The 23,250-nt window shown below is 67.3% G+C and carries 19 protein-coding genes; 13 read left to right on the top strand and 6 right to left on the bottom strand.

What is annotated here, in order from left to right; genetic code table 11:
- Window positions 1–5: 5 nt before the first annotated feature.
- Window positions 6–1,283 carry a GGDEF domain-containing protein gene (locus F624_RS33675; RefSeq protein ID WP_051107516.1) on the top strand — a complete coding sequence of 426 codons (1,278 nt, stop codon included), beginning with the start codon at window positions 6–8 and terminating at the stop codon, window positions 1,281–1,283.
- A gap of 46 nt (window positions 1,284–1,329) precedes the next feature.
- On the opposite strand, the gene F624_RS0125425 is transcribed toward F624_RS33675, so the two are convergent.
- From F624_RS0125425 to F624_RS0125410, 4 genes are all read right to left on the bottom strand, one after another.
- Window positions 1,330–1,758 carry an organic hydroperoxide resistance protein gene (locus F624_RS0125425; protein WP_019577202.1) on the bottom strand — a complete coding sequence of 143 codons (429 nt, stop codon included), beginning with the start codon at window positions 1,756–1,758 and terminating at the stop codon, window positions 1,330–1,332.
- Between the two features lie 76 nt (window positions 1,759–1,834).
- Window positions 1,835–2,296: a MarR family winged helix-turn-helix transcriptional regulator gene (locus tag F624_RS0125420; RefSeq protein WP_019577201.1), complete on the bottom strand. Its 462-nt coding sequence runs from the start codon at window positions 2,294–2,296 to the stop codon at window positions 1,835–1,837.
- Window positions 2,297–2,374: 78 nt separating this feature from the next.
- The gene (locus tag F624_RS0125415; RefSeq protein WP_019577200.1) at window positions 2,375–3,205 is read right to left on the bottom strand and encodes a crotonase/enoyl-CoA hydratase family protein; all 831 of its coding nucleotides are present in this window, start codon (window positions 3,203–3,205) and stop codon (window positions 2,375–2,377) included.
- A 99-nt stretch (window positions 3,206–3,304) separates the two neighbouring features.
- A complete protein-coding gene (locus F624_RS0125410) occupies window positions 3,305–4,153 on the bottom strand; it encodes a 3-hydroxybutyryl-CoA dehydrogenase (RefSeq protein ID WP_019577199.1) in 849 nt (282 codons plus the stop codon).
- Window positions 4,154–4,504: 351 nt separating this feature from the next.
- Here F624_RS0125410 and F624_RS0125405 point away from each other — a divergent pair, with 351 nt between their 5' ends.
- From F624_RS0125405 to F624_RS0125355, 11 genes are all read left to right on the top strand, one after another.
- Window positions 4,505–6,409 (top strand): YhgE/Pip domain-containing protein, encoded by a 1,905-nt coding sequence (locus F624_RS0125405; protein ID WP_019577198.1) that lies wholly within the window; start codon window positions 4,505–4,507, stop codon window positions 6,407–6,409.
- 135 nt (window positions 6,410–6,544) lie between these two features.
- Window positions 6,545–7,423, top strand: coding sequence for an alpha/beta fold hydrolase (locus F624_RS0125400; protein WP_019577197.1), 879 nt, complete (start codon window positions 6,545–6,547; stop codon window positions 7,421–7,423).
- A gap of 498 nt (window positions 7,424–7,921) precedes the next feature.
- Window positions 7,922–9,703 (top strand): phenylacetic acid degradation protein PaaN, encoded by a 1,782-nt coding sequence (gene paaN, locus F624_RS0125395; RefSeq protein ID WP_019577196.1) that lies wholly within the window; start codon window positions 7,922–7,924, stop codon window positions 9,701–9,703.
- Between the two features lie 2 nt (window positions 9,704–9,705).
- Window positions 9,706–10,836: a porin gene (locus F624_RS0125390; protein ID WP_084679665.1), complete on the top strand. Its 1,131-nt coding sequence runs from the start codon at window positions 9,706–9,708 to the stop codon at window positions 10,834–10,836.
- Window positions 10,837–10,886: 50 nt separating this feature from the next.
- On the top strand, window positions 10,887–12,332 hold the full coding sequence (locus F624_RS0125385; protein WP_019577194.1) for a carotenoid oxygenase family protein: 1,446 nt from the start codon (window positions 10,887–10,889) through the stop codon (window positions 12,330–12,332).
- Between the two features lie 27 nt (window positions 12,333–12,359).
- Window positions 12,360–14,054 (top strand): class I adenylate-forming enzyme family protein, encoded by a 1,695-nt coding sequence (locus tag F624_RS0125380; protein ID WP_019577193.1) that lies wholly within the window; start codon window positions 12,360–12,362, stop codon window positions 14,052–14,054.
- 44 nt (window positions 14,055–14,098) lie between these two features.
- Window positions 14,099–14,860, top strand: a complete 762-nt coding sequence (locus tag F624_RS0125375; RefSeq protein WP_157443637.1) for an alpha/beta fold hydrolase — start codon at window positions 14,099–14,101, stop codon at window positions 14,858–14,860.
- Window positions 14,860–15,825 carry an NAD(P)H-dependent flavin oxidoreductase gene (locus F624_RS0125370; protein ID WP_031256254.1) on the top strand — a complete coding sequence of 322 codons (966 nt, stop codon included), beginning with the start codon at window positions 14,860–14,862 and terminating at the stop codon, window positions 15,823–15,825. The genes F624_RS0125375 and F624_RS0125370 overlap by 1 nt, the downstream gene beginning before the upstream one ends.
- Window positions 15,822–17,042: an acetyl-CoA acetyltransferase gene (locus F624_RS0125365; RefSeq protein ID WP_019577190.1), complete on the top strand. Its 1,221-nt coding sequence runs from the start codon at window positions 15,822–15,824 to the stop codon at window positions 17,040–17,042. The genes F624_RS0125370 and F624_RS0125365 overlap by 4 nt, the downstream gene beginning before the upstream one ends.
- A 1-nt stretch (window position 17,043) precedes the next feature.
- The gene (locus F624_RS0125360) at window positions 17,044–18,366 is read left to right on the top strand and encodes an MFS transporter (RefSeq protein WP_019577189.1); all 1,323 of its coding nucleotides are present in this window, start codon (window positions 17,044–17,046) and stop codon (window positions 18,364–18,366) included.
- Between the two features lie 469 nt (window positions 18,367–18,835).
- Window positions 18,836–20,404 carry an MFS transporter gene (locus tag F624_RS0125355; RefSeq protein WP_019577188.1) on the top strand — a complete coding sequence of 523 codons (1,569 nt, stop codon included), beginning with the start codon at window positions 18,836–18,838 and terminating at the stop codon, window positions 20,402–20,404.
- A gap of 22 nt (window positions 20,405–20,426) precedes the next feature.
- On the opposite strand, the gene F624_RS0125350 is transcribed toward F624_RS0125355, so the two are convergent.
- Entirely contained in the window at window positions 20,427–21,278 is an 852-nt protein-coding gene (locus F624_RS0125350) for an ABC transporter permease (protein WP_019577187.1), read from the bottom strand.
- Window positions 21,279–21,355: 77 nt separating this feature from the next.
- Window positions 21,356–22,279, bottom strand: a complete 924-nt coding sequence (locus F624_RS0125345; protein WP_019577186.1) for an ATP-binding cassette domain-containing protein — start codon at window positions 22,277–22,279, stop codon at window positions 21,356–21,358.
- A gap of 107 nt (window positions 22,280–22,386) precedes the next feature.
- Here F624_RS0125345 and asd point away from each other — a divergent pair, with 107 nt between their 5' ends.
- Window positions 22,387–23,247, top strand: a complete 861-nt coding sequence (gene asd / locus F624_RS0125340) for an archaetidylserine decarboxylase (protein WP_031256250.1) — start codon at window positions 22,387–22,389, stop codon at window positions 23,245–23,247.
- Window positions 23,248–23,250: the final 3 nt, after the last annotated feature.

The raw sequence follows: 23,250 nt of genomic DNA, 5'->3' as shown, positions 1-23,250 counted from the left end.
CCGCCATGCCTGCCGCTCATCGGGACTTCCGATCAATCTGGTTTTTCTCGCTGCTGGCGGGTTTGTTCATGGTGGTGTTGTTGGGCGCGGCGTGGCTGATCGACCAGCAGCAGCAACAGGTGCAGCAAGCCACCCAGAACTTGCAGCAGCGCATGGGGCCCGAGGTCCTGCGTTTGCAGCGGCTGGGGCGCAACCTGTTGCAGATCCACCACGAGGGCGATCGCTTGCTGTTGACCGACTCCAGGGTGGAGCGGCGTGAAGCCTTGCTGCTGGTCACCCTGGTCAGCCAACACCCCAGCCTGCAACAAGATCCCAGGGTGGCCCAGCAGGCCGAGCGCGCCACCCAGTTGTTGGGGGAGGCCGCGGCCGATCTGGCCCGGTCGACGCAGGGGCGCGCGGCCTGGCGTGCCCGTTGGGAGCCCTTGGCTGCGGAGTTGATGCACACGGCGGACGACCTCATGAGCCAGGCCGCCTACCTGCCAGGAACCGATTTGGCCGCCCTGACGCAGGTGGCGCGCCAGGCTCGTTACCAATTGCTGGCCACGATGGTGCTGGCCGGGTTGTTCAGCCTGGTCTTTTTGTGGCTGTTGCACCGGCGTGTGCTGCAGCCCCTGCTGGGGGTGCACCAGGCCCTGCTGAAGTTGCAGGCCGGCCAGGCGCTGCCCATGCTGCCGCGTTCTGCGGTGCGCGAGGTGGTGGTGCTGGGCGAGGCGCTGAACACCCTGGCGGCCACCATGACCGAAAACGAGCTGGTGCGCCATCAACTGGAGTTTCAGGCCCACCATGACAGCCTGACCGGCTTGCCCAACCGGCGCCACTTCATGGCGCAGGCCTATGAGCTGCTGCATCGCCTGCGGCGTGAGCACCGACCGGCCCTGGTGGGCATGGCCGATCTGGACTTCTTCAAACGGGTCAACGACGAGCACAGCCACGCGGCCGGGGACGAGGTGTTGCGCCAGTGCGGCCGGCTGCTGCGCGAGGCGCTGCGCACCCAGGATCTGATCTGTCGTTTTGGTGGCGAAGAGTTCGCCTTTGTGCTGGTGGGGTGTGATGTGCGAGCCGGTCTGGCCCTGGCCGAACGCCTGCGCCACACCCTGGAGCGGCACCAGTTCATATTGCCCGACGGCAAGGTGCTGCCTGGCATGACGGTGAGCATCGGCCTGGCGCCGATGGGCGTGGACGGCCTGGAGAAGGCCTTGGGTGAGGCCGACAAGGCGCTCTACCGCGCCAAAGGCGAAGGCCGCAACCGCGTGGTGCTCGAAGAGCGCACGGTGGCGGCCTGAACGGCGTCACAGCCGGCCAGAACGGCTGCGACGAACCGCTGGGCGATCAGACCACGGTCAGGGTCACGTCGATGTTGCCGCGGGTGGCGTTCGAGTAGGGGCACACACCGTGGGCCTTGGCCACCAGGTCTTCGGCCACGGCGCGTTCGATGCCGGGCAGGGTGATGGTCAGGTGGGCTTCGATGCCGAAACCAGCCGGGATCGGGCCGATGCCGACCTTGGCCTGGATGGTGGCGCTGGCCGGGATGGCGATCTTGGCGGCGCCGGCCACGTGCTTGAGCGCGCCCATGAAGCAGGCCGAGTAGCCCGCGGCAAACAGCTGCTCAGGGTTGGTGGCGCCGCCGGCACCGCCCAGTTCCTTCGGGGGGCTGAGCTTCACGTCCAGCAGGCCGTCCGAGCTGACGGCGCGGCCTTCGCGGCCACCGGTGGAGGTGACGTCGGCGGTGTACAGAACTTTGTCGAGGTGGGTGGTCATGGTGCTGCTCCTGTGAAATGTCTGACTGGCAGACGGGTGGGTGGTTGAAAAAACAGACAGAAAAGTGAGTCGGGTCTCAGCCGCCGGCCAGGTGGCCGCGCAGGGTCTTGAGCTGCTCGGTCAGGGCCAGCAGTTCGGGCAGGCTGCACTGGCTTTGCTGCAGCACACAAGCCGGAATGCGTTCGGCGGTGTCGCGCAGGGCGCGGCCGGCGGGTGTCAGGGTGATGCGCACGCGGCGCTCGTCCTGCACATCGCGCAGCCGGCCCAGCAGCCCGGCGCCTTCCAGGCGCTTGAGCAGGGGGGTCAGGGTGCCCGAGTCGAGGAACAGGCGCTCGCCCAGGGCCGACACGGTCAGTCCGTCCTGCTCCCACAGCACCAGCATCACCAGGTATTGCGGGTAGGTCAGGCCGATCTCGTCGAGCAGGGGCTTGTACAGCTTGGTCATGGCCAGCGAGGCCGAATACAGCGCAAAGCAGACCTGGTTGTCCAGCCGCAGTGCTGCGGGGCTGGGGGTGTCGGGTGGTGCGTTGGGGTCCATGGGCTGAATTATTGCCGGCAATTAAATTGTGTGCAATTTAATTGAGTAAAACCACGTTCCAGGCGTGGGATTGGGTGTTCAACGCCCGGTAAAGCGGGCCGGGCGCTTGTCGATGAAGGACTGCACGCCTTCGCGGGCGTCTTCGCTGCGCGACAGGCGCTGCTGGGTGTCGATGAAGTCGTGCATGGCGACCAGGGGCCCGTGTTCGATGGCCTTGAGCACGTTCTGCCGGGTGGCCACCACGGCCAGCGGGGCCTGCTCGGCAATCACCTCGGCCAGGGCCAGGGCGGTGGGCAGGGCCTGCCCGGCGGGCACCACCTTCTGCACAAAGTTCAGGCGCAAGGCCTCGGCGGCACCGAACTCGTCGCCAGTCAGCAGGTGCAGCAGGGCATTGCCCAGGCCGGCGCGCTCGGCCATGCGCAGGGTGGCACCGCCGGTGGCCATGATGCCGCGCTTGACCTCGAGTTGCGAGAAGCGGCAGTTGTCGGCCGCCACCACGATGTCGGCCGCCAGCATCAGCTCGATGCCCAGGGTGTAGGTGATGCCCTGCACGGCCACCAGCATCGGCTTGGTGCGGCGCCGGTAGCCCGGCATGCCCAGGTCCACCGGGTCGACCAGGCCCAGGGGCACGGCCTTTTCGCCGCGCTGCATCAGCGGCGCGATGGTGGGCAGATCCAGCCCGGCCGTGAAGTGCTCGCCAAAGGCGTGCAGCACGCCCACGCGCAGGGCGGGGTCGTCGTCGAGTTGGGTGTAGGCCAGCCCCAGCTCGCGGTACATCTTGGGCGTGAAGCCGTTGCGCTTGTTGGGCCGGTTGATGCCGATCAGCAGCACGCTGCCGCGCACTTCGGTGTCGATGCTGCCTTCGGGGTGCAGCGGCGTGGGGGTGGGGGGCTGGAATGGGGTGTTCATGGCCCCATGCTAGGGGGCCGGGCGTGGCGCCGGCGTTCACCGGCGCGACACCCAGGCCCTGGGGCGAACCCTGATACCGGCCCCGTCGGGGGCCCGGCCTCAGTAGGTGTAGACGCCGCGGCCGGTCTTGCGGCCCAGTTGGCCGGCGGCGACCATTTCCTTGAGCAGCGGGCAAGCGCGGTACTTGCTGTCGCCAAACTCTTCGAGGTAGACCTGCATCACGGCCAGGCACACATCGAGGCCGATCATGTCGGCCAGGGCCAGCGGGCCGATGGGCTGGTTGCAGCCCAGTTTCATGCCGGCGTCGATGTCTTCCGGGGTGGCAATGCCTTCGGCCAGCACGAAGAAGGCCTCGTTGATCATGGGCACCAGGATGCGGTTGACCACGAAGCCGGGCGAATTCTTGACCGTGATCGGGCTCTTGCCCAGGGCTTCGGCCAGGGCCTTGACCGCGTCATGGGTGGCGTCGCTGGTCTGCAGGCCACGGATGATCTCGACCAGGGCCATCATCGGCACCGGGTTGAAGAAGTGCATGCCGATGAAGCGGTCAGGGCGGCTGGTGGCGGCGGCCAGCTGGGTGATGGAGATGGACGAGGTGTTGGAGGCCAGGATCACCTCGGGCGCCACCAGGGCGTCGATCTGCTGGAGGATCTTGACCTTGAGCGCGTGGTTCTCGGTGGCGGCCTCGATCACGATCTGGGTCTTTTTGAGGTCTTCGTACGAGGTGCTGCCCTGGATGCGGGCCAGGGCGGCTTCCTTGTCGGCCGCGGTGATCTTTTCTTTCTTGATCAGGCGGTCCAGCGAGCCGGCCACGGTGGCAATGCCTTTTTGCACGGCGGCTTCGGAGATGTCCACCATCACCACTTGCAGGCCCGACACGGCGCAAGCCTGCGCGATGCCGTTGCCCATGGTGCCTGCGCCAATGATGCCGACGGTTTGAATGCTCATGGTGATTGTTCCTTGAAGTAAAAACGGTTGCCAAGATGGTATCCAGATTCGATCACCACCCTTGGTAAGCCGCGTGACAGTTGTGCGGCAGCCCTGTGCAGGGCTTGATCTGGCGCAGAACTCCGAAGCGCCGGCGTCCGGGATCCTCTCTGCACTGGGTGTCAGGGATGTCGGCGCGCTGGCGGGTTGTTACACGGGTTCACAGGTACGGGGCTTGATGCGATGATGGGTACGACTGGCAGAACCGACGGTTTTGAGGGGGCACGTCGCCGGGGAATTCGATCCGTGGTGTACTCCGCACGGTGCGAATCGGCCCGTCTGAGGTTCTGCCGACGCCGTTGACAAACCAAGATGCTCAAGTACCTGAAATCCCTGTTCCACGGCACCCTAGCCATCGCCCGGGCCGAACTGGCCCTGCTGCGCCGTTACCCGCGCGTCTGGCTGGCCATTCTGGCGGTGGGTGTGGTGCCGGCTCTGTATTCACTGATTTACCTTACCAGCGTGTGGGACCCGAGCGGCCACACGGCCGAGCTGCCCGTGGGCATCGTCAACCACGACCTGGGCCTGCATTACCGCGGGCACGATGCCAACGTGGGCACGCACCTGACCGACACCTTGCTGGACCGCAAGGCTTTCGGCTTTCGCATGTACGAATCGCTGGAGGACGCCCGCGAGGCGGTGCGCCGCGGCGACCTGGCCTTTGCGCTGCTGATTCCGCCCAACTTCAGCGCCAATGCGGTGCCCGGCACGGCCCGTGGCGCTGGCCAGATGGTGATCTACACCTCGGAGGGCAACAACTACAGCTCGGCCAACCTGGCGCGGCGCTTTGCCTCGGAGCTGGACCACCAGGTCAACGAGATGCTCAATGAGCAGCGCTGGTCCATGGTGCTGGACACGGCCTCGGCCTCCGAAGACCGCCTGACCCAGCTGCGCCGCGCCTTGAGCCAGGTGCGCGAAGGCGCCGACACCCTGGCCAAGGGCAGCCACCAGTACCGCGACGCGGCACACCAGGTGGGCGAGGGCTTCAAGGAGGTGAACGGTGGCATCCGCACCATCGAGTCGCACTGGCCGGCCAGCACCGACCTGCGTGCCCTCAAGTCCGGGGCCCAGCAACTGAGCGCCGGCCAGCGCGAGCTGGGCAGTGGCCTGGCCCAGATCGGCAACGGGCTGGAACAGCTGGAGGGCGGCGCCGGCCAGTTGCTGGGCGGTGCGCGCAAGCTGCAGTCTGAAACCGAGGGCCTGTGGCTGGTGGGCGACCGCATCGCGGCCGGTGCCGGCCAACTGGCCGATGGCGCCGACAAGCTGCAGCAAGGTTTGAAGCAGGCACGTGCCGCCAACAAGCAGGCCGGGGCCGGCAATCGGCAATTGATCACGGGCCAGGCCCAACTGGAAACCGGCGTGGGCCAGCTCACCGACGGGGTGCAGGCCCTGGGCGAGGGCGTGCACAAGCTGGCCAGCAAACTGCCCCCGGATCGCCAACTGGACGAGTTCACCGCGGGCGGCGTGAAGCTGGCTGACGGCGCTGACAAGCTGCTCACGGGCATCAAGACCATCGAGGCGGCCATCCCCAGCTCGCTGGCCAAGCTGGAAGGCAATGCCTCGGGCCTGGCCGAGTCGGTGGCGCTGCGCGTGGAGGTGGCCGCGCCGGTGCCCAACAACGGCACGGCTTTCATCCCCAACATGGTGTCGGTGGCCTTGTGGATCGGCGCCGTGATGGCGGGCTACCTGTTCAACATGAGCCTGGTGCTGCGCGTGCACGGCCACGTGCCGCGCCTGGCCAAGACGCTGGGCAAGATGACCGTGCCGGTGCTGGTGGTGCTGGTGCAGGTGCTGCTGGTCGAGATCACGCTGCTGTTTGTGTTGTCGGTGCAGACGCCGCGGGTGGCGGCGCTGGGGCTGACCATGGTGCTGGCTTCGGTGGTGTTCCTGGCCGTGCTGTCGGCCATGGTGCATGTGTTCGGCGAGTTCGGCCGCATCCTGACCGTGCTGCTGCTCACCCTGCAGCTGTCGGCCGGCGGCGGGGTGCTGCCGGTGGAGTTGTCGGCGGGCTTCTTCCGGGCCGTGCACGCCTGGCTGCCCTTCAGCTGGGTGGTGCAGGCCTTCCGCACCGTGCTGTTCGGGGCCTTTGACAACCGCTGGGGCCATGCCTGCGGCATGGTGGCCCTGGCTGGTGTGGTGGCCACCGCGCTGATCGCGCTGTTTGGCCGCTGGGTGCATGTGGAGCCCGATCTTTATCAGCCGGCGGTCAAGGTCTGAGGACGGGTGGGGCCCATCGGGGCCGGGCCCTGTGGGCCAATGAGGCGTCGGCCCCGCGGGCGCCCGCCTGAAAGGGGCCGACAGGTGGCAGGCCGGTTCCGGTCTGCCTTTTCCTCCCCCCGAGAAAGGCACCTTATGAACATCACCGCCAACGGCATCAACATCGAAGTGGAAGACCAGGGCCCGCACGACGCCCCCGCCGTCTTGCTGATCATGGGCCTGGGCATGCAACTGATCGCCTGGCCCCCGTACTTTGTGCAACCCATGCTCGATGCCGGTTACCGCGTGATCCGCTTTGACAACCGCGACGTGGGCCTGTCACAGTATTTCGACGAGCTGGGCCCGCCCAACCTGCCCTGGGCCCTGGCGCGCCTGCCGCTGGGCCTGCCGGTCAAGCCCCCCTACACCGTGCACGACATGGCGCTCGATGCCCTGGGCGTGCTCGACGCGCTGGGCGTGCGCAAGGCCCATGTGGTGGGCGTCAGCATGGGGGGCATGATCGCGCAGCGCGTGGCCTTGGCCGCCCCGCAGCGCGTGCTCAGCCTCACCAGCATCATGAGCAGCAGCGGTGCGGCCGGCCTGCCCCAGGCGGCGCCTGAGGTGCTGGGTGCCCTGGTGACCCCAGCCCCGGCCGACCCGGCCCAGGCGCTGGCGCATTTCATCAAGCTGTACCGGCTGATCGGCAGCCCGGCCTTTCCGGCCGACCTGGAGCAGATGCGCGAGCGCATTCTGCTGGGCCTGCAGCGCGCCTTCCACCCGGTGGGCACCTCGCGCCAATTGTTGGCCGTGCTGTGCGACAGCGGCCGGGCCGAAGAGCTGCGCACCCTCCGCACGCCCACCCTGGTGCTGCACGGCAAGCAAGACCCGCTGGTGCCCTATGCCTGTGGTGAGGACACGCGGCGCCGCATCCGGGGCGCCCAGTTGGTCGGCATCGAGGGGATGGGGCACGACCTGCCCCCAGGGGCCGCGGCCCTGCTGCTGGAAGCCTTGCTGCCGCACCTGAAAAGCCATTGAGCAGGCGCTGAGCCTGCACCGCATTTCTTCCTGACATCCAAGGATGCCCGCGGACCGTCCCAGTGAGGCGGCCCGCGGGCGTTGTTGCAGGGCCGGTGCGCCGCAGCAGGGAGCCCGCCCGGTGCAGATTGCACGGCATGGACATTTCATTGGGCGTCGTTTTGGGGCCGGTCGTCTGCGTTGTGCAGACGAATGGCCCGATGACGCCAGAGCCAGGCGGGGATGACGGGTAGTCGTGGGTGTCTGAGGGGGATTGCCCCTGTCAGGGGCAGGCCTTTGGACACGCCATGTCGGCTTGTGAGAGGCACATGTCTCCCGGTCATAAGGCCGCATCAATCCTTGAGATCGCGGGGCCCATCGAGACGATTGAGCGTCATTCAACGGCATCTTCAAGTACCTCCCATCAACTGGCCGCTCGTCGTGAGCATGCTCGGGGAAACCCAGGCCAGGCTGGCTTGTTCGCTTTTTAAAGTGCGTGTCTTCAGGGAAGCGAACCGAATGAACACCACGACCCATTTCGTTCCGGAGCGGAGCGGCGACAAACCCTCTGTCACGGCCCCATCAGAGGCAGCCTGCGGCGCCGATCTGTATGCGCGGCATCTGCCCCGCTTTGAGGCGGCGCAAGCGGCTTGCCGTGATCGAGGTCATTGGAGCGCCTTTGTAGACCACCCCGAGCTCTACCCCTCGGCGGTCGAGGCCCGGCGCGCGGGAGGGGCGGCTTACCAGGCCCAGTTGGGCCGGCCCTTCGAGCTGTCACAACCCGGCACCTCTGCCTGGCTGGGCGAGGAGACCTCCCCCTACACCGGCCAGCCCCTCGGCATTGCCTACCCGCAAGCCGACGCCGATGCCCTGTTCACCGCCGCCAGATCGGCCATGCCGGATTGGGCCCGTGCCGAGGTCAACACCCGCCTCGGCGTGTTGATGGAGGTGGTCGATGTGCTGTACCGCCAGCACCTTTTCGAGTTGGCCTTTGCGGTGATGCACACCGCCGGGCAGAGCTTCAACATGGCGTTCACCGGCTCCGGCGTGAATGCGCTGGACCGGGCCATCGAGGCCCTGGTCCATGCCCACCAGGCCTTGCAGAACGTGCCCTCCCAGGCCCGGTGGGCACGCCCGTTCGGTACGGCTGAAATCTGCCTTGAAAAAACCTACCGCAAGGTACCTCGTGGCGTGGCCGTGTGCTTTGCCTGCGCCACCTTCCCCACCTGGAACGCCTGGCCTTCGATGATGGCCAGCCTGGCCACCGGCAACGCGGTGATCGTCAAGCCCCATCCGGCCTGTGTGCTGCCGATGGCGATTTCGGTGCGCGTGTTCCGGCGGGTGCTGCAGGCGGCCGGTTTCGACCCCAACCTGGTCACGCTGTGCCTCGACAGCGTGGCCGAGCCTCAGGGCAAGCGCCTGGTACAGCACCCGGCCACCGCCATCGTCGACTTCACCGGCAGTGCCCGCTTCGGGCAGTGGGTGGAGCGCAACGCCGGGCAAGCCCTGGTGTTCACCGAAACCTCGGGCTGCAACACCGTGGTGCTGGCCGAAGCCGACGACCTGGACGCCGCATTGCGCAGCCTGGCCACCAGCCTGTGCCTGTTCAGTGCGCAGATGTGCACCAGCCCGCAGAACATCTACCTGCCGCATGACGGCGTGCTCACCTCCCAAGGGCGGGTGTCGGTGCAGCAGGTGGGCGAGCGCCTGGTGCACTTCATCGATCAGATCGCCGGCGACCCGCGCCGCGCCGCCATGATGCTGGCCACCCTGCAGTCGGCGCAGACGCAGGCCCTGCTGGAAGAGCTCACCGGTGAGGGGGCGCGCCGCGGTCAGGTGTTGCGGCACGCCACGCCTTACGTTCACCCCGAGTTCCCGCAGGCCCGCACCGCGTCACCCCTGCTCATCAAGGTGAACCGGTCCGAACGAGCGCTGTACGGCGAGGAGCGTTTCGGGCCCGTGGCCTTTCTCATCGTGTGCGAAGACGCGCAGGCGGCCCTGCAGCAGGCCTGCGCTGATGTCACCGAGTTTGGCGGCCTTACGGCCTTTGTCTATGCGAAAGACCCGGGCTTCATCGCCCAGGCTGAAGAGGCGTATGCGGTTGCCGGCGCCCAGCTCACGCTCAACCTCACCGGCCCGATGCCTCTCAATTTCGCTGCGGCCTACAGCGACTACCACGTGAGCGGGCTCAACCCGGCCGGCAACGCCTGCCTGACCGATCTGGCCTTTGTGAGCGCGCGCTTTCGCATTGCCCAGGTGAGGCGCCCGGCTCGCCCCTTGTCTTGCTCGAAGGAGGGCTGATCATGTCCAGATTTTTGATCCTCGTAGCCAGTGTTGCTTGCGCCCTGAGCGCGGACCTGAGGGCTCAAGACGGGGTGTTTCTCGGCGGCCAGATCAAGGTCGGTGTGGACAGCTTGCGATACAGCGGTGGCAAGGTCGATGACCGGCCGGTGGCCAATCCCCGCAACAACCTGGCGGTGAGCGACAACGCCTCCTGGATTTATGTGCGCGGAGAAGAATCGCTCGGGGCACAGACAGCGGTTTTCTTTCACCTGGAGTACGGCCTGCTCGTCACCACGGGCGAGATGGGGACACCGCTGTCGGCGCCTCGTTTCCAGGCGGTGGGCGTGAAGAATCCGGCCTGGGGCCGGCTCCTGGTCGGGCGCTGGCCGACCTATTACTCGGCCGATGCGCCCCTGAGCCACAACGCCATATATGACGCCGGCCCTTATGCCAGCGGCACCCTCAACGTGTTGGGCTCGATCGGGCGCAATCTGCGCTACTTTGCGGGTGGCATGCTGTCCAACACGGTGCGGTATGACTCACCACGTTGGCTGAACACCGGCTTCAATGCGAGCTACAGCTTTGACGCGCAAAGCCCCGATCGGCCTGGTAACCACACGCTCAATTTCAACCCCAGCTACAACGACGGCCAACTGATCCTGTATTGGAACACCCTGTACCGGGCGCGGCAGCCAGGCGGCCCAGAGCAGGCTGGGCTGAGCTATGACCAGCATGCCCATCGGCTGGGGGCGGCCTACCAGTTCGACAGCGGTTTGAAACTGGCGGTGCTCTGGGATCGCAACCAGGTGGAAGGTTCGGCCGTGACCGAGCAATCGCTTCGCCGGGATGCCTGGGCCATTCCCGTGATCTATCGGCAAGGCCCCCACCTTTGGCATGTCACTTATGGCGAGGCGCGCCCCTTCCAGGCCCGGGGTCAGACGGTGGCTGACACCGGCGCCCGCATGTTCTCGGTGGGTTACGAATACGCACTGTCCAAGCGCAGCTCTGTGGCCATGAGCTATTCCACCGTCAGCAACCAGGCCCATGCGGCCTACGACTTCTGGTACCCCACCAACACCTTGCCATTGCCCTCGGGCATGGCGGGCTTTCGCTCGCAGTTCATCTACGCGGGCATCAAGCACACCTTCTGAGCGAGCCCATCACTCCTCATCACCCCTTTTCAATGAGCCAAGGAGCCCCCATGAACATGAACGACATCCCCGTCCTCCAGGGCGGCTTTGCCCCCATCGACCAGGAGCACTCGGTGGAGCTGACCGACATCGAAGGCGAGATCCCCAAGGATCTGTCGGGCATGCACGTGCGCAACGGGCCCAACCGCCGCTTTGAGGCCGCGGGCCGCTACCACTGGTTCGATGGCGACGGCATGCTGCACGCGGTGCGTTTCGAAGGCGGCAAGGCCCACTACATGAACCGTTGGGTGCAGACCGATGGCCTGCAGGAGGAACTGGCGGCCGGCCAGGCCCTGTGGCAGGGCATCAAAGACCCGCCGCGCAAGAACCGGCCGGACATGCCGATGAAGAACACCTCGAACACCGATGTGAAGTTCTACGCAGGCAAGCTGATCTCGATGTGGTACCTGGGCGGTGCGGTGTACCAGGTCAACCCCAACGACCTGTCCACCGAGGGGCGACTGGAATTCGATCCGCGACTGAAGGGCGTGCCGATTTCGGCGCACTCCAAAGTGGACGAGACCACGGGCGAGTTCCTGTTCTTTGCCTATGGCAAAGAGGCCCCCTACATGCACTACGGGGTGATGGACAGGCATCACCAACTGACCACCTTCATCCCTGTCGAGTTGCCTGGCCCCCGTCTGCCGCACGACATGGCCATCACCCCGAACTACACCATCCTGCACGACTTCCCGCTGTTCTACGACATGGACGCCTTTGCCGCGGGCCGGCACAAGCTGAAGTTCTATCACGACATGCCCTCGCGCTTTGCCGTGGTGCCACGGCACGGCACACCCGATCAGATCCGGTGGTTCGAGGCCAGCCCGACCTACATGTACCACGTCTCCAACGCCTGGGAGGAGGACGACGGCCACGGCGGCACCGAGATCGTCATGACGGGCACCCCCTTCCGCCTGCCCCGCGATGCCCGGGGCGAGATCGATGTGGCGGGCTTTCCCAAGATGCTGGCGCACCTGGAGAACGACTTCATGTTCTATGAGTGGCGCTTCAACCTGCGCACCGGGCAGACCCGCGAACGCATCATCGACGACATCATCAACCAGGAGTTTGCGGTCATCAATTCGGCGATGCAGGGCTTGAAGACGCGTTACTCCTGGAACGTGCTCATGGCCCGCCAGCGGCGCCCCGAGGAGCCCCGCTTTGCCGGTCTGGTGCGCTACGACCTGGAACGCAATGTCTGCACCACCTACCACGAAGGCACGGGCCGCTGGTTCAGCGAGGCGCCTTTCGCACCCGCAGACAACCCACAAGCCGAGGACGACGGCTACCTGGTCGGCTTCATGTGGGACGACGACCGCCAGGCTTCCTTCGTGGTGGTTTTTGATGCGCGTGACATCAGCCGCGGCCCGGTGGCCCGCATCCGCTTGCCCCACCGCGTGCCCCATGGCTTCCATGGCACCTGGGTCAGTGCGGCGCGCCTGCGCCGCGGTTATTGAGCACCTCTTAACTCAACAGGAGTAGACATGATCCTGGTTACACCCGACAAAGCAGAGAAGTACAAGGCGCAGGGCTGGTGGGGACAGCAGACCCTCTGGGACCTGTTTGAAATCCAGCGCCGTGAGCGCCCCGACGCCGAGGCAGCTGTCGATGCCTTCAACCGCACCGATTTCACGGACGGCGCACCGAGGCGCCTCACCTGGGTGCAACTGGGCCTGGAGGTGGACACCTTCTGCCGCTTGCTCATCGACGAGGGCCTGCAGCGCGACGACGTGGTGCTGGTGCAGTTGCCCAACTGCGTCGAGCAGCACGTGGTCTATCTGGCCTGCGCCCGGCTGGGGATCGTCATCACCCCGGTGCCGGTGCAGTACCGCGAACATGAGCTGTCGCAGATCCTGCGCACCAGCGGGGCCCGCACCGTGGTCACCTGTTCGCGCATCGGTCGGGGAGGCGGGGCCCATCGGGCCGCTGCGTTCTTTGACGGGTGGCTGCGGGAGGCGCATCCAGGCACCCGCCTCCTGGCCTGGGGGGCAGACCTGCCGGCGGGCGTCCGAGACATCGGGCAGGCCCTGGCGGTGCCGCTGTCCAGCGCTGATCTGGCGCGGGTCGAGCGCCGCGCCGCTGAGGCCGGTGTGACCGCCGATGATGTGTTCAGCCTCTGCTGGACATCGGGCACGGAGGCGGCACCCAAGGCCGTGCCGCGCAGTCACAACGAGTGGCTGGCCCTGCTGCCGGGGGTGATCGAGGTGGCCGAGTTGCGGCCTCACATCCGCATCCTCAACCCCTTCCCCATGATCAACATGGCGGGCATCGCCACGGCGTTCTGCACCGCGCTGCGGCTCGGGGCCACCCTGGTGCAGCACCATCCCTTCAACCTGGAGGTGTTCCTGCAGCAGGTCCGCGACGAGGCCATCGATTACACCGTGGCTCCGCCGGCCGTGCTCAACATGTTGTTGCAGAACGAGCAGTTGCTGAGCGGGATCGATTTCACACGGCTGCGGCGCATCGGGTCCGGATCAGCCCCTTTGTCCGAGTGGATGGTCAGCACCTTTGCCGAGCGCTACGGCGTGCAGATCGTCAACTACTTCGGCTCCAACGAGGGAGCCTCGCTGGGCGGGGGGGCGCTCGACATGCCCGACCCGCGCCAGCGGGCGCAGTTTTTCCCACGCGCCGGTGCCGCTCGCCGCGGGGTGCAGACCCGCCTGGTCGACCTGGACACCGAGCGCGACATCACCGAGCCCGGCCAAGCCGGTGAATTGCGTTACGACGGCCCCACGGTGTTCAGCGGCTACTTCAACGCGCCCGAATTGACGGCCAAGGCCTTTGACGCTCAGGGCTATTACAAATCGGGGGACCTGTTCGAAATCGCCGGCGACCAGGGGCAGTTCTACCGCTATGTCGGGCGCTGCAAAGACCTGGTGATCCGCGGTGGAATCAACATCTCTTCCGAAGAGATTGAAGGGCTGCTGCAGGCCTGCCCGGGTGTCAAGGAGGTGGCCGTCATCGGCGTTCCGTGCGAGACCCTGGGCGAGCGGGTCTGTGCCTGCGTCGCCCCGGTGCCCGGGCATGTGCTGACCCTGGAGGTGATCACCGATTACCTGCGCACCCAGCGCATTGCCGTCTACAAGCTGCCCGAGCATCTGATGGTGCTGCCCGAGTTGCCCCGCAACCCGGTGGGCAAGCTGCTCAAGCGGGAACTGCGTCAGCGCTTTGCGGCCTGAGTGCCATCACCCGGCCCCATGACAACCCTGTTTTGAAAGCTGCTGTGAAACCTGTCTTGTTGCTCATTCCGGGCATGCTGAACACGCCCGACATCTGGACCGATGTCCTGCCCTGGCTGCCCCCCGATCTGGACGTCCGTCTTGCCGAAGTGGCCAGCCAATCGGGGCTGGCCCAGATGGCGCAGGATGCCTGGTCGCTGCTGCATGACCTGCACCCCGATCAGCCCCTGGTGGTCTGCGGTTACTCGATGGGGGCCTGGGTCGCCTACGAGATGCTGCAGCAGCACCCGGGGCGGGTGTACGGTCTGGTTCTGCTCGGGGCCTCTGCCCAGGCGGACACGCCCGAGCTGCTGCAGGCCCGCGAGAAGGCGGTGGCCGCCATCGCGCGTGACTTCGACAAGGTGGTGGCCGGGCTCAGCCGCTATGCCAGCCACCCGCGCTTCCATGAGCAGGATGCCTGGATGGCGCGCGCACGCGAGCAGCTGCGTGCCATCGGCCCCGAGGCTGCGGCGCGACAGCACCGTCTGCTGATGCGACGCCCTGATGCCCGAGGCTTTCTGCGTGGGCTGCAGATGCCGGTGCAGGTGGTGTGCGGCGACGCCGACCTGGTGACGCCCCCCGACCTGTCGCGTGAGCTGGCGGCCTTGATTCCGGGTGCCGAGTTGTGTTGGCTGCCTGGGGCAGGGCACCTGAGTCCGTACGAGGCACCTGAGGGTGTGGCATCTGCAGTGCAGGCTTTGCTGCTGCGGGTTCGGCAGGTCCATCCCGCCACGGCCCCGCAGGCGGCCGGCATGGAGGCCCGTTGATGACACCATGGCCTTCCGAGTCGCGTCTGCCCGTGGTGGTGGCCCCGATGTTCCTGGTGTCCGGCCCTGAGATGGTGCTGGCGGCCTGCCGCAGCGGCGTGGTGGGGGCCTTCCCCACCCCCAATGCCCGTCCCATCGCCCAACTGGGCCAGTGGATGCAACAGATCACCGAGGGCCTGGCGCGGGCGCGCGACGAGCCCCACCCACACCCCCTGGGCCCGTGGTGCGCCAACCTGGTGACCCATTCATCGAACACCCGGCTGGCGCAAGACCTGGAACTGGTGGCCCGCTTCAAGCCACCGCTGGTGGTCACCGCCCTGGGCAGCCCGGCGCCGGCCCTGGCCGTGGTCCAGCGCTACGGCGGCCGGGTGCTGGCCGATGTGGTCAACCTCACACTGGCCCGCAAAGCGGTGGCGGCGGGGGCCGATGGGCTGGCCTGCATCTGTGGCGGGGCCGGCGGGCACACCGGTTCTTTGAACCCATTTGCCTTTGTCAGTGCGGTGCGCGAGTTCTTCGATGGCCTGCTGGTGGTGGGCGGCGCCATCAGCGACGGCTGGGGCGTGGCCGGTGCCTTGGCGGCTGGCGCCGACGCGGTGTACATGGGCACGCGTTTCATCGCAGTCCAGGAAAGCCTGGCGGCGCCGGCCTACAAGCAGATGCTGGTCGATGCCCAGGTGGACGACCTCATCGTCAGCGACGCGATCACCGGCACGCCGGCCAGTTGGCTCAAGCCCTCCTTGCGCGCCCATGGCCTGGACCCGGACCGGCTGCCGTCGGCGCCCGAGCGCCGCTACGACAGCCATGACAGCGGTACCCGCCAGTGGCGCGATGTCTGGGCCGCAGGCCAGGGCGTGGGCAGCATCCGGGCCATTCAGCCCTTGTCTGAGGTGGTGGACCAGATCGAGCACGAGTACCGACAAGCCTGCGGGCGCTTTCTTCAACGACAGCCAAGGAATCCGTCATGAGCGAAGCCATCTACATCCTGGGCGGCTACCAGACCGACTTTGCGCGCGCCTGGTCGCGCCAGGGGCAGGACATCTCCGACATGGTGCGTGAAGCCACGCTGGGCGCCCTGGCCGGTAGCGGCGTGGGGGCGGAGCACATCGGCAGCATCCATGTGGGCAACGCCTTTGCCGAACTGCAGCGGCAGCAGGGGCACCTGGGCGCCATGGTGGCCCAGGTGGTGCCCGAGCTGTGGGGCGTGCCCGCGATGCGCCATGAGGGCGCCTGTGCGTCCTCTTCGTTGGCCGTGCTGGCCGCCATGGCCGAGATCGAGGCCGGCCGCTACGACTGCGTGCTGGTGCTGGGCGTGGAAGAGCTCAAGAATCTGCCGGGTGACCAGGCCTCGCGCAACCAGAACGCGGCCTCCTGGCAAGGGCGGGAAGACATCGAGTGCCGCTTCATGTGGCCGGCTGCATTTGGTCTGGTGGCCCAGACCTATGCCGAGCGCTATGGGCTGGACCGCCAGTACCTCAACCGCATTGCCGAGTTGAACTACGGGAACGCCCGCCTCAACCCGCTGGCCCAGACCCGGCATTGGCAGTTCGACCCGCTGAGTTTCACCGACGACGACCAGGCCAACCCGGTGATCGAGCCTGGCAGCCGGCGCCAGGACTGTGCCCAGATCACCGATGGCGCCTGCGCGCTGGTGCTGGCCTCGGGGCGCTTTTTGCAGGCGCAGGGCCGCTCTTGCCAGGGCCTGGCGCGCATCAGCGGCTGGGGGCACCGCAATGCGGGGCTGCGCCTGCGCGACAAGCTTGAGCGCAGCCGGGGCCAGCCCTATGTGTTTGGCCACGTGCGGCAGACCATCGAGGACACCTGGCGCCGCGCGGGCATTGAAGGCATTGATGCGGTGCACGGGGTGGAGACGCACGACTGCTTCACCAGCACCGAGTACATGGCCATCGATCACCTGGGGCTCACGCCGCCCGGCCAGAGCTGGCAGGCGATTGCCGACGGCAGCATCGAGCGCGGTGGCCGCTGCCCGATCAACCTCAGCGGAGGCCTGATCGGCGCCGGCCACCCGGTGGGGGCCACCGGCGCTCGCATGCTGCTGGATGCGGCGCGTCAGGTCACCGGCCAGGCCGGGGCCTGTCAGATCGAAGGCGCCTGGCGCGTGCAGACCCTGAACATCGGGGGCTCGCTGGGCACGGTGGTGAGTTTGATGGTGGAGGTGGACTGATATGGCTGCTGTTGAACCTTTTGAAAACGCCCCGGGGTCTGGAACAGGCACGGGCACGGGCGCCATCAGCGCAGAGCATTGGAAGGTGCTGAGCCTGTCCACGCTCGGGGGCGCGTTGGAGTTCTATGAGTTCGTGGTCTTTCTGCACATGAGCCCGGTGATCAGCAAGCTGTTCTCGGCCTCGGATGTCGCGCCCTGGCTGGCCCAGTTGCAGGTGCTGGGCATCTACGCGGTGGGCTACCTGGTGCGGCCGCTGGGCGGCACGGTGCTGGCGGCCCTGGGGGACCGCATCGGGCGCAAGCGCCTGTTTGGCATCACCTTGCTGCTGATGGCCCTGGGCACGCTGGGCATCGGCCTGCTGCCCACCTATGCCCAGATCGGTGCCGCCGCGCCCATTCTCTTGCTGCTCTGCCGCACAGGTCAGGGCCTGGCCATGGGGGGCGAGTTTCCGGCTGCGGCCTCTTATGTGATGGAGACGGTGCCCGAGAACCGCATCAGTTTCGCCATCGGCTTGTTGACGGTGGGCTTCGGCCTGGGGTCATTGCTGGCGGCGGGTGTGATCCTGCTGCTGTCCAGCCAGTTGCCGCAAGCCGACTACCTGGGCTGGGGTTGGCGCGTGCCGTTTCTGGCGGGCGGCTTGTTCGGCCTGTTCTCGGTCTACCTGCGGCGCAGCGTCAAGGAGTCGCCCGTGTTCTTGCAGATGGCCCAGGCTGCCCATTCGGCGCAACGGCTGCCGTTCTCGGCCTTGTTCACGCGCTACCGGCGCGAGTTGCTGGTGGCCATCGGCCTGGCGTTGGTGTCGGGGGGGCTGATCCAGACGGTGCAGCTCTACCCGGTGGCGTACTTCCAGGTCGAGATGCAGTGGCCCCGGGCCTTGATGAGTTCCGCCCAGATGGGGCTGACGGCCAGTGCGATGGTCTTCACGCTGCTGACCACGGCGGCCGCGGACCGCTTTGGCAGCGCACGGGTGATCATCGCCTTTGCCGTGCTCAACATCATCGGCCTTGTGTGGTTCTATGCCCAGGTCACGCCCGAGACGGTGTTTTGGGCCTGGTCTGCCATCGGGGCACTCAACGCTGGCCTGGTGCCGGTGGTTCTGGCGCCCATGGCCCGGTTGTTTCCGGCCCCCTTGCGCATCACCGGCATCGCCGCCAGCTACAACCTGGCCCAGGCCATCGCGGGTGGCGCATTGCCTGTGTTGATGGGCAGCCTGTCGCACCACTGGCCCAGCGCCCTGTGGGGCGTGCCTGCGGTGCTGTGCCTGGCTGCCATGGTGTGTGCGCCGTTGGCGCAAGGCCTGCAAAAGCCGGTGGCGTCTGTGTGAGCCCCTGAAGCCGGTTGCTTCGGCCGCCGCGCGTCTGCTTGTCTGTGTTCTGTGCTCCTGTGATGGCCCGTCAGCGGGCAGGGGCGGGTAGGGGCGGGGAGGGTGCAAGGTGTTGTGCTTGCTTGGCTCGCTGATGGCCTTGGGCGCCCCCGGTCCGCATTCGCCAGCGGTTGATTGGTTGGGATGGTCGGTGATTTCAAACGCAAGGGCTGTCGACAAATGTCGGCATTTGCGCCCTTGGCCCTGGCGCTGGCCAAGCCGGGCTTAAATTGCCGCAGGCTCTGGCGGTCTGGTCTGAGTCTTCACCCACCGCCCCCCTCCGACATCCCCCACACACCTCCTGAAAGCCCCTGATGAACACCTGCGCCAAGGGCCACCACAGGCAAGCACAAGCCCCTGGGCTCGCTGTCTTGCGGATCTTGGGCTGCGGCCAGCCCTGCGGCGGCTGCTCAGGCCGCCTCGCCACCCCATGAAGCCCCTGCTGCACCTGTTGCTGCGAGGCCATGCCACGCGCAAGCACCGCCTGATGACCCTGCTGGGCTTGCTGGTGGCGCTGGAGTTTTTTGAGAACGTGATGTTTGTGTTCTCGTCCGCCCACGTCATGGGGGGGCTTGCCGCCGCGCCGGCCGAGTTTGTCGGAGCTCAGGCTGCCTATGCCGTTGGCAGCCTGCTGGCCATCGTGCTGCAGCAGCGCCTGGTGCAGCGCTGGGGCTATCGGCGCGTGCTGAGCGTCTCCTTGGGCCTGTTTGCGCTGGGTCTGCTGGGCTGCTCGGCCAGTGGCAGCTTGCCGCAACTGGCGCTGGCCCGGGGGGTGCAGGGCCTGGGTGGTGGCGCGTTTTTCACCGCCGCCCGGGTCTTGGTGCTGCTCTTGTTTGCCCCTGTTGACCGACCCCAGGCCATGCGCCGTTTCATGGTGCTGATGATGTCGGCCACGGCCTTGGCCCCTTGGTGCGCCGCCAGCCTGATCGAGCGCTGGGGGTGGGCCTCGGTGTTCGTGGGCGTGTTGCCGGCGGTGCTGGTGGTGGCCCTGGGCCTGTGGCGCTGGTTGCCCGATTCGGTGGGCCGTCAGCCTGGCGGGCCGGCCGCGGACCTGGCCTCGTGGCGCAGCATGGTGGGGCCCCTGCTGTGTTTTGCGCTGGCGGCCCTGTGTCTGCAGTGGGGCTTCTCCGAAGCCCGCCTGGATGTGTTGGCCCACCCGCTGAGGCTGGCTTTGTTGGGCTTGGCTGGCGCGGGCTTGCTGGTGGGGTTCCTGTGGCATCAATGGCGTCACCCCACGCCCTTGCTGCACCTGCGCCAGCTCAACAGCCCGGTGTACCTGGTGGGGCTGGGCCTGTACTTTGTGCACTACTTTCTGTCGAACTTCGCGGCCTACCTCTTTCCCATCTATGCCGAGCGCGGCCTGGGCCTGCCCTTGACCACCACGGGTGCGCTCAACAGCCTGGCCGGTGTGACCAGTCTGGTGGTGGCCTGGGCCTACATCCGTTGGGCTGGCCGGCTGCCGCACAAGCGGCCGCTGATGCTGGCCGGCCTGCTGTCGCTGGCCTTGTGCGCATGGGGCTTGGCCAGCCAGCCGGCCGGGGTGTCGGTGGGCGCCTTGCTGCCGGCCCTGCTGCTGAAGGGCGTTTTCGGGGTGCTGCTGGTGCTGCCTGTGGCCGGCCTGACCTTTCGAGAGCTTGGCGACCACGGTTTTGCCCACGGCTACCAGGGCAAAAACCTGATGCGCCAGATGGCCAGTTCAGGGGCCAGTGCCGTGGCCGCCGTGATGTTGCAGAACCGCCAGTTTGCGCTGCACGATGAACTGCTGGTCGGGCTGAGCCCGGATCGCCCGGGTGTGAGCCACTGGATGGCGAGCATGGCCGGGGCCCTGCAGGCCCGAGGCTTCAGCCCTGAGCAGGCCCACTTGGGCGCGCTGGCCCAACTGTCGGCCTTGCTCGACAACCAGGCCCTGCTGCTGGCCTGCGAAGACCTGTACCGCCTGTTGGCGGCCATGGCCTTGCTGGCGGCCCTGCTGGTGGCCTGGCAGCGGCGCTTGCCGTGACCGATTGGCCTGAGCGCTGCGCTCAGCCCCTGAAGCGCTTGCGCGTCAGCGCCAGGGCCAGCCAGAAGGCGGCCACGGTGTAGCCGCACAGCACGGCACCGTGGCGCAGCGCGTGTTCGGGCCAGCGGTCCATGAACAGGGGGCGCACCAGTTCGACGGCATTGGTCAGCGGCAGCCACTCGGAGGCCAGGCGCACCAGCTCGGGCAACTGCTCGCGCGGAAAGAAGATGCCCGACAGGAACATCATCGGCGTCAGCACCAGGGTGAAGTAGTAGGTGAAGAAGTCGTAGCCCTTGGCCAGGGCATTGAAGATCAGCGCGATGCTCGAGAACATGGCCCCCACGCCCAGCAGCACGCCCCAGGCCAGCAGCAGCTTGGGGCTGTGGCTGATGCCCAGCGCCAGCATCACGCCCATGATGGCCGTGACCGTGAACAAGGCCTTGAAGGCGGCCCACAGCATCTCGGCCAGCACCACGTCGTCCAGGCCCACGGGGGCGTTCATGATGCCGTCCCAGGTCTTTTGCACGTGCATGCGCGAAAACGCCGAGTACAGGGCCTCGAACGAGGCCGCGTTCATCGCGCTCATGCAGATCGAGCCGCTGGCCAGGAACAGGATGTAGGGCACCTGGGTGTCGCCGTCGGGGCCATGCACCGTGATCTGCCCCACCAGGGCCCCCATGCCGTAGCCGAAGGCCACCAGCCACATCAGCGGCTCGGCAATGTTGCCCACCAGGCTGGGGATGGCCAGCTTGCGCCACACCAGCAGGTTGCGCAGGAACACGGGCCACCAGCGGGTGGACAGGCTGGGCGCCCGCCACACCGAGGGCGGGGGCGGGTAGCTGAGGGGGGTGGGATCGGTGATGGGGCTGGACATGATCGGTGGCAGAAAAATCGGGGGCGGGGGGCAGGGTAGGGCAGGGCCGGGGGGCTGACGGCGTTCATTGACGGCGTTCAGCCGCCCTCGCGGATCTGCCGGCCGGTGAGCTTGAGGAACAGGTCTTCCAGGTTGGCCGGGCGGTGCAGGGTGCGCAGGGCAGGCTCCTGGGCCAGGGCGGCCAGCAGGGGCTGGGCCTGGTGGGTGTAGAAGAACACCGTCTCGCCGCTGACCTCGGTGCGGCTGGCCAGGGCGGCCAGGGGGCCTTGGGCCACGGCGGTGGCGCCGGCGCCATACACCTCGACCACCTCGGGCTCCAGGTGCTCGGCAATCAGCTGGCGAGGGGCGCCTTCGGCGATCTTGCGGCCATGGTCCAGCACCAGCAGGCGGTGGCACAGGCGCTCGGCCTCGTCCATGAAGTGGGTGGTCAGCAGGATCGACTTGCCCTGCTGCATCAGGCGCTGCAGGCGCTCCCACATCAGGTGGCGGGCCTGCGGGTCGAGCCCGGTGGTGGGCTCGTCCAGCATCAGCAGGCGCGGGTTGTTGACCAGGGCGCGGGCCAGGCTCAGGCGCCGCTTCATGCCGCCCGACAGCTCGCCGGGCTTGGCGTCGGCCTTGTGCGACAAGGCGGCAAACTCCAGCAGTTGCGGCCCGCGCTCGAGCATGGTGCGCCGCGGGATGCCGAAGTAGCGCCCGTACACGATCAGGTTCTCCAGGCAGCTGAAATCGGGGTCCAGGGTGTCGAACTGGGTCACCACGCCGAGCTGGGCCTTGATGGCCAGCGCCTGCGCCGGCATGGTCAGCCCGAAGGCGCGGATGCCTCCGGCGTCGGGCGTCACCTGGCCCAGGCACATGCGGATGGTGGTGGTCTTGCCGGCGCCATTGGGCCCGATCACGCCCAGGCATTCGCCGGGTGCGATGGCAAAGGACAGCTGGTCGACCACGGTGGTGTCGCCATAGCGTTTTTGAAGGCCTTGGGCCTCGAACAGGGGCTCTTGCATGGGGGCATTGTGGCCCAGTCGGGGCTCCGGCGCGTGTCTGCGCCGTGACCCGGCCCCGGGGCTGAATAAAATGGCAGGTTACGTTCCATCAACTTCCAGGGGCCAACTTGTCCGACCGTCTAGTGGTGCTGCCGCAGTACCTGATTCCCAAGCTGGCCCTGACCCGATTTGCCGGCTTTGTCGCCAGCGCCCGGGCCGGCGCCCTGACGCACTGGATCATCCGCCGCTTTGTGGCCCGCTACGGCGTGGACCTGTCTGAAGCCCAGCTCAGCCAGCCCAGCGATTACGCCAGCTTCAACGAGTTCTTCACCCGCCCGCTGCGCGAGGGGGCCCGCCCCCAGGCCGATGCGGCTTATGTGTGCCCGGTTGATGGCGCCATCAGCCAGTTCGGGCGCATCGAACGCGACCAGATCTTCCAGGCCAAGGGCCATTCGTACAGCACCCAGACCCTGGTGGGCGGCAATGCCGCGCTGGCGCGCCAGTTCGACGACGGCGAGTTCGCCACCCTGTACCTCAGCCCGCGTGACTACCACCGCATCCACATGCCCTGCACCGGGCGGCTGCTGCGCATGATCCACGTGCCTGGCGACCTGTTCTCGGTCAACCCGGCCACGGCGCGCGGCATTCCGGGCCTGTTCGCCCGCAACGAGCGCGTGGTCTGCGTGTTCGAGGACGAGGCCCGCCGCCCCTTTGTGCTCACCCTGGTGGGCGCCACCATCGTGGGCAGCATGGCCACCGTGTGGCACGGCGTGGTCAACCCGCCGCGCCCGGGCACGGTGCGCGAATGGCGTTACGACACGCAAGAGGTGGTGATCGCCAAGGGCGCCGAGATGGGCCGCTTCCTGCTGGGCTCCACGGTGGTGATGCTGTTCCCCAAAGACACGCTTGCGTTCAACCCCGACTGGGCCCCGGCCCGCGCCATCCGCATGGGCGAGGCCATGGGCCACAGCGCCGCCAGCCCGGCTTGATCG

The sequence above is a fragment of the Curvibacter lanceolatus ATCC 14669 genome, from assembly GCF_000381265.1.
In the GTDB taxonomy this organism is placed as follows: domain Bacteria; phylum Pseudomonadota; class Gammaproteobacteria; order Burkholderiales; family Burkholderiaceae_C; genus Curvibacter; species Curvibacter lanceolatus.
The sequence above is the reverse complement of the archived record's forward strand: the minus strand, read 5'-3'. Positions and strand labels throughout refer to the sequence as shown.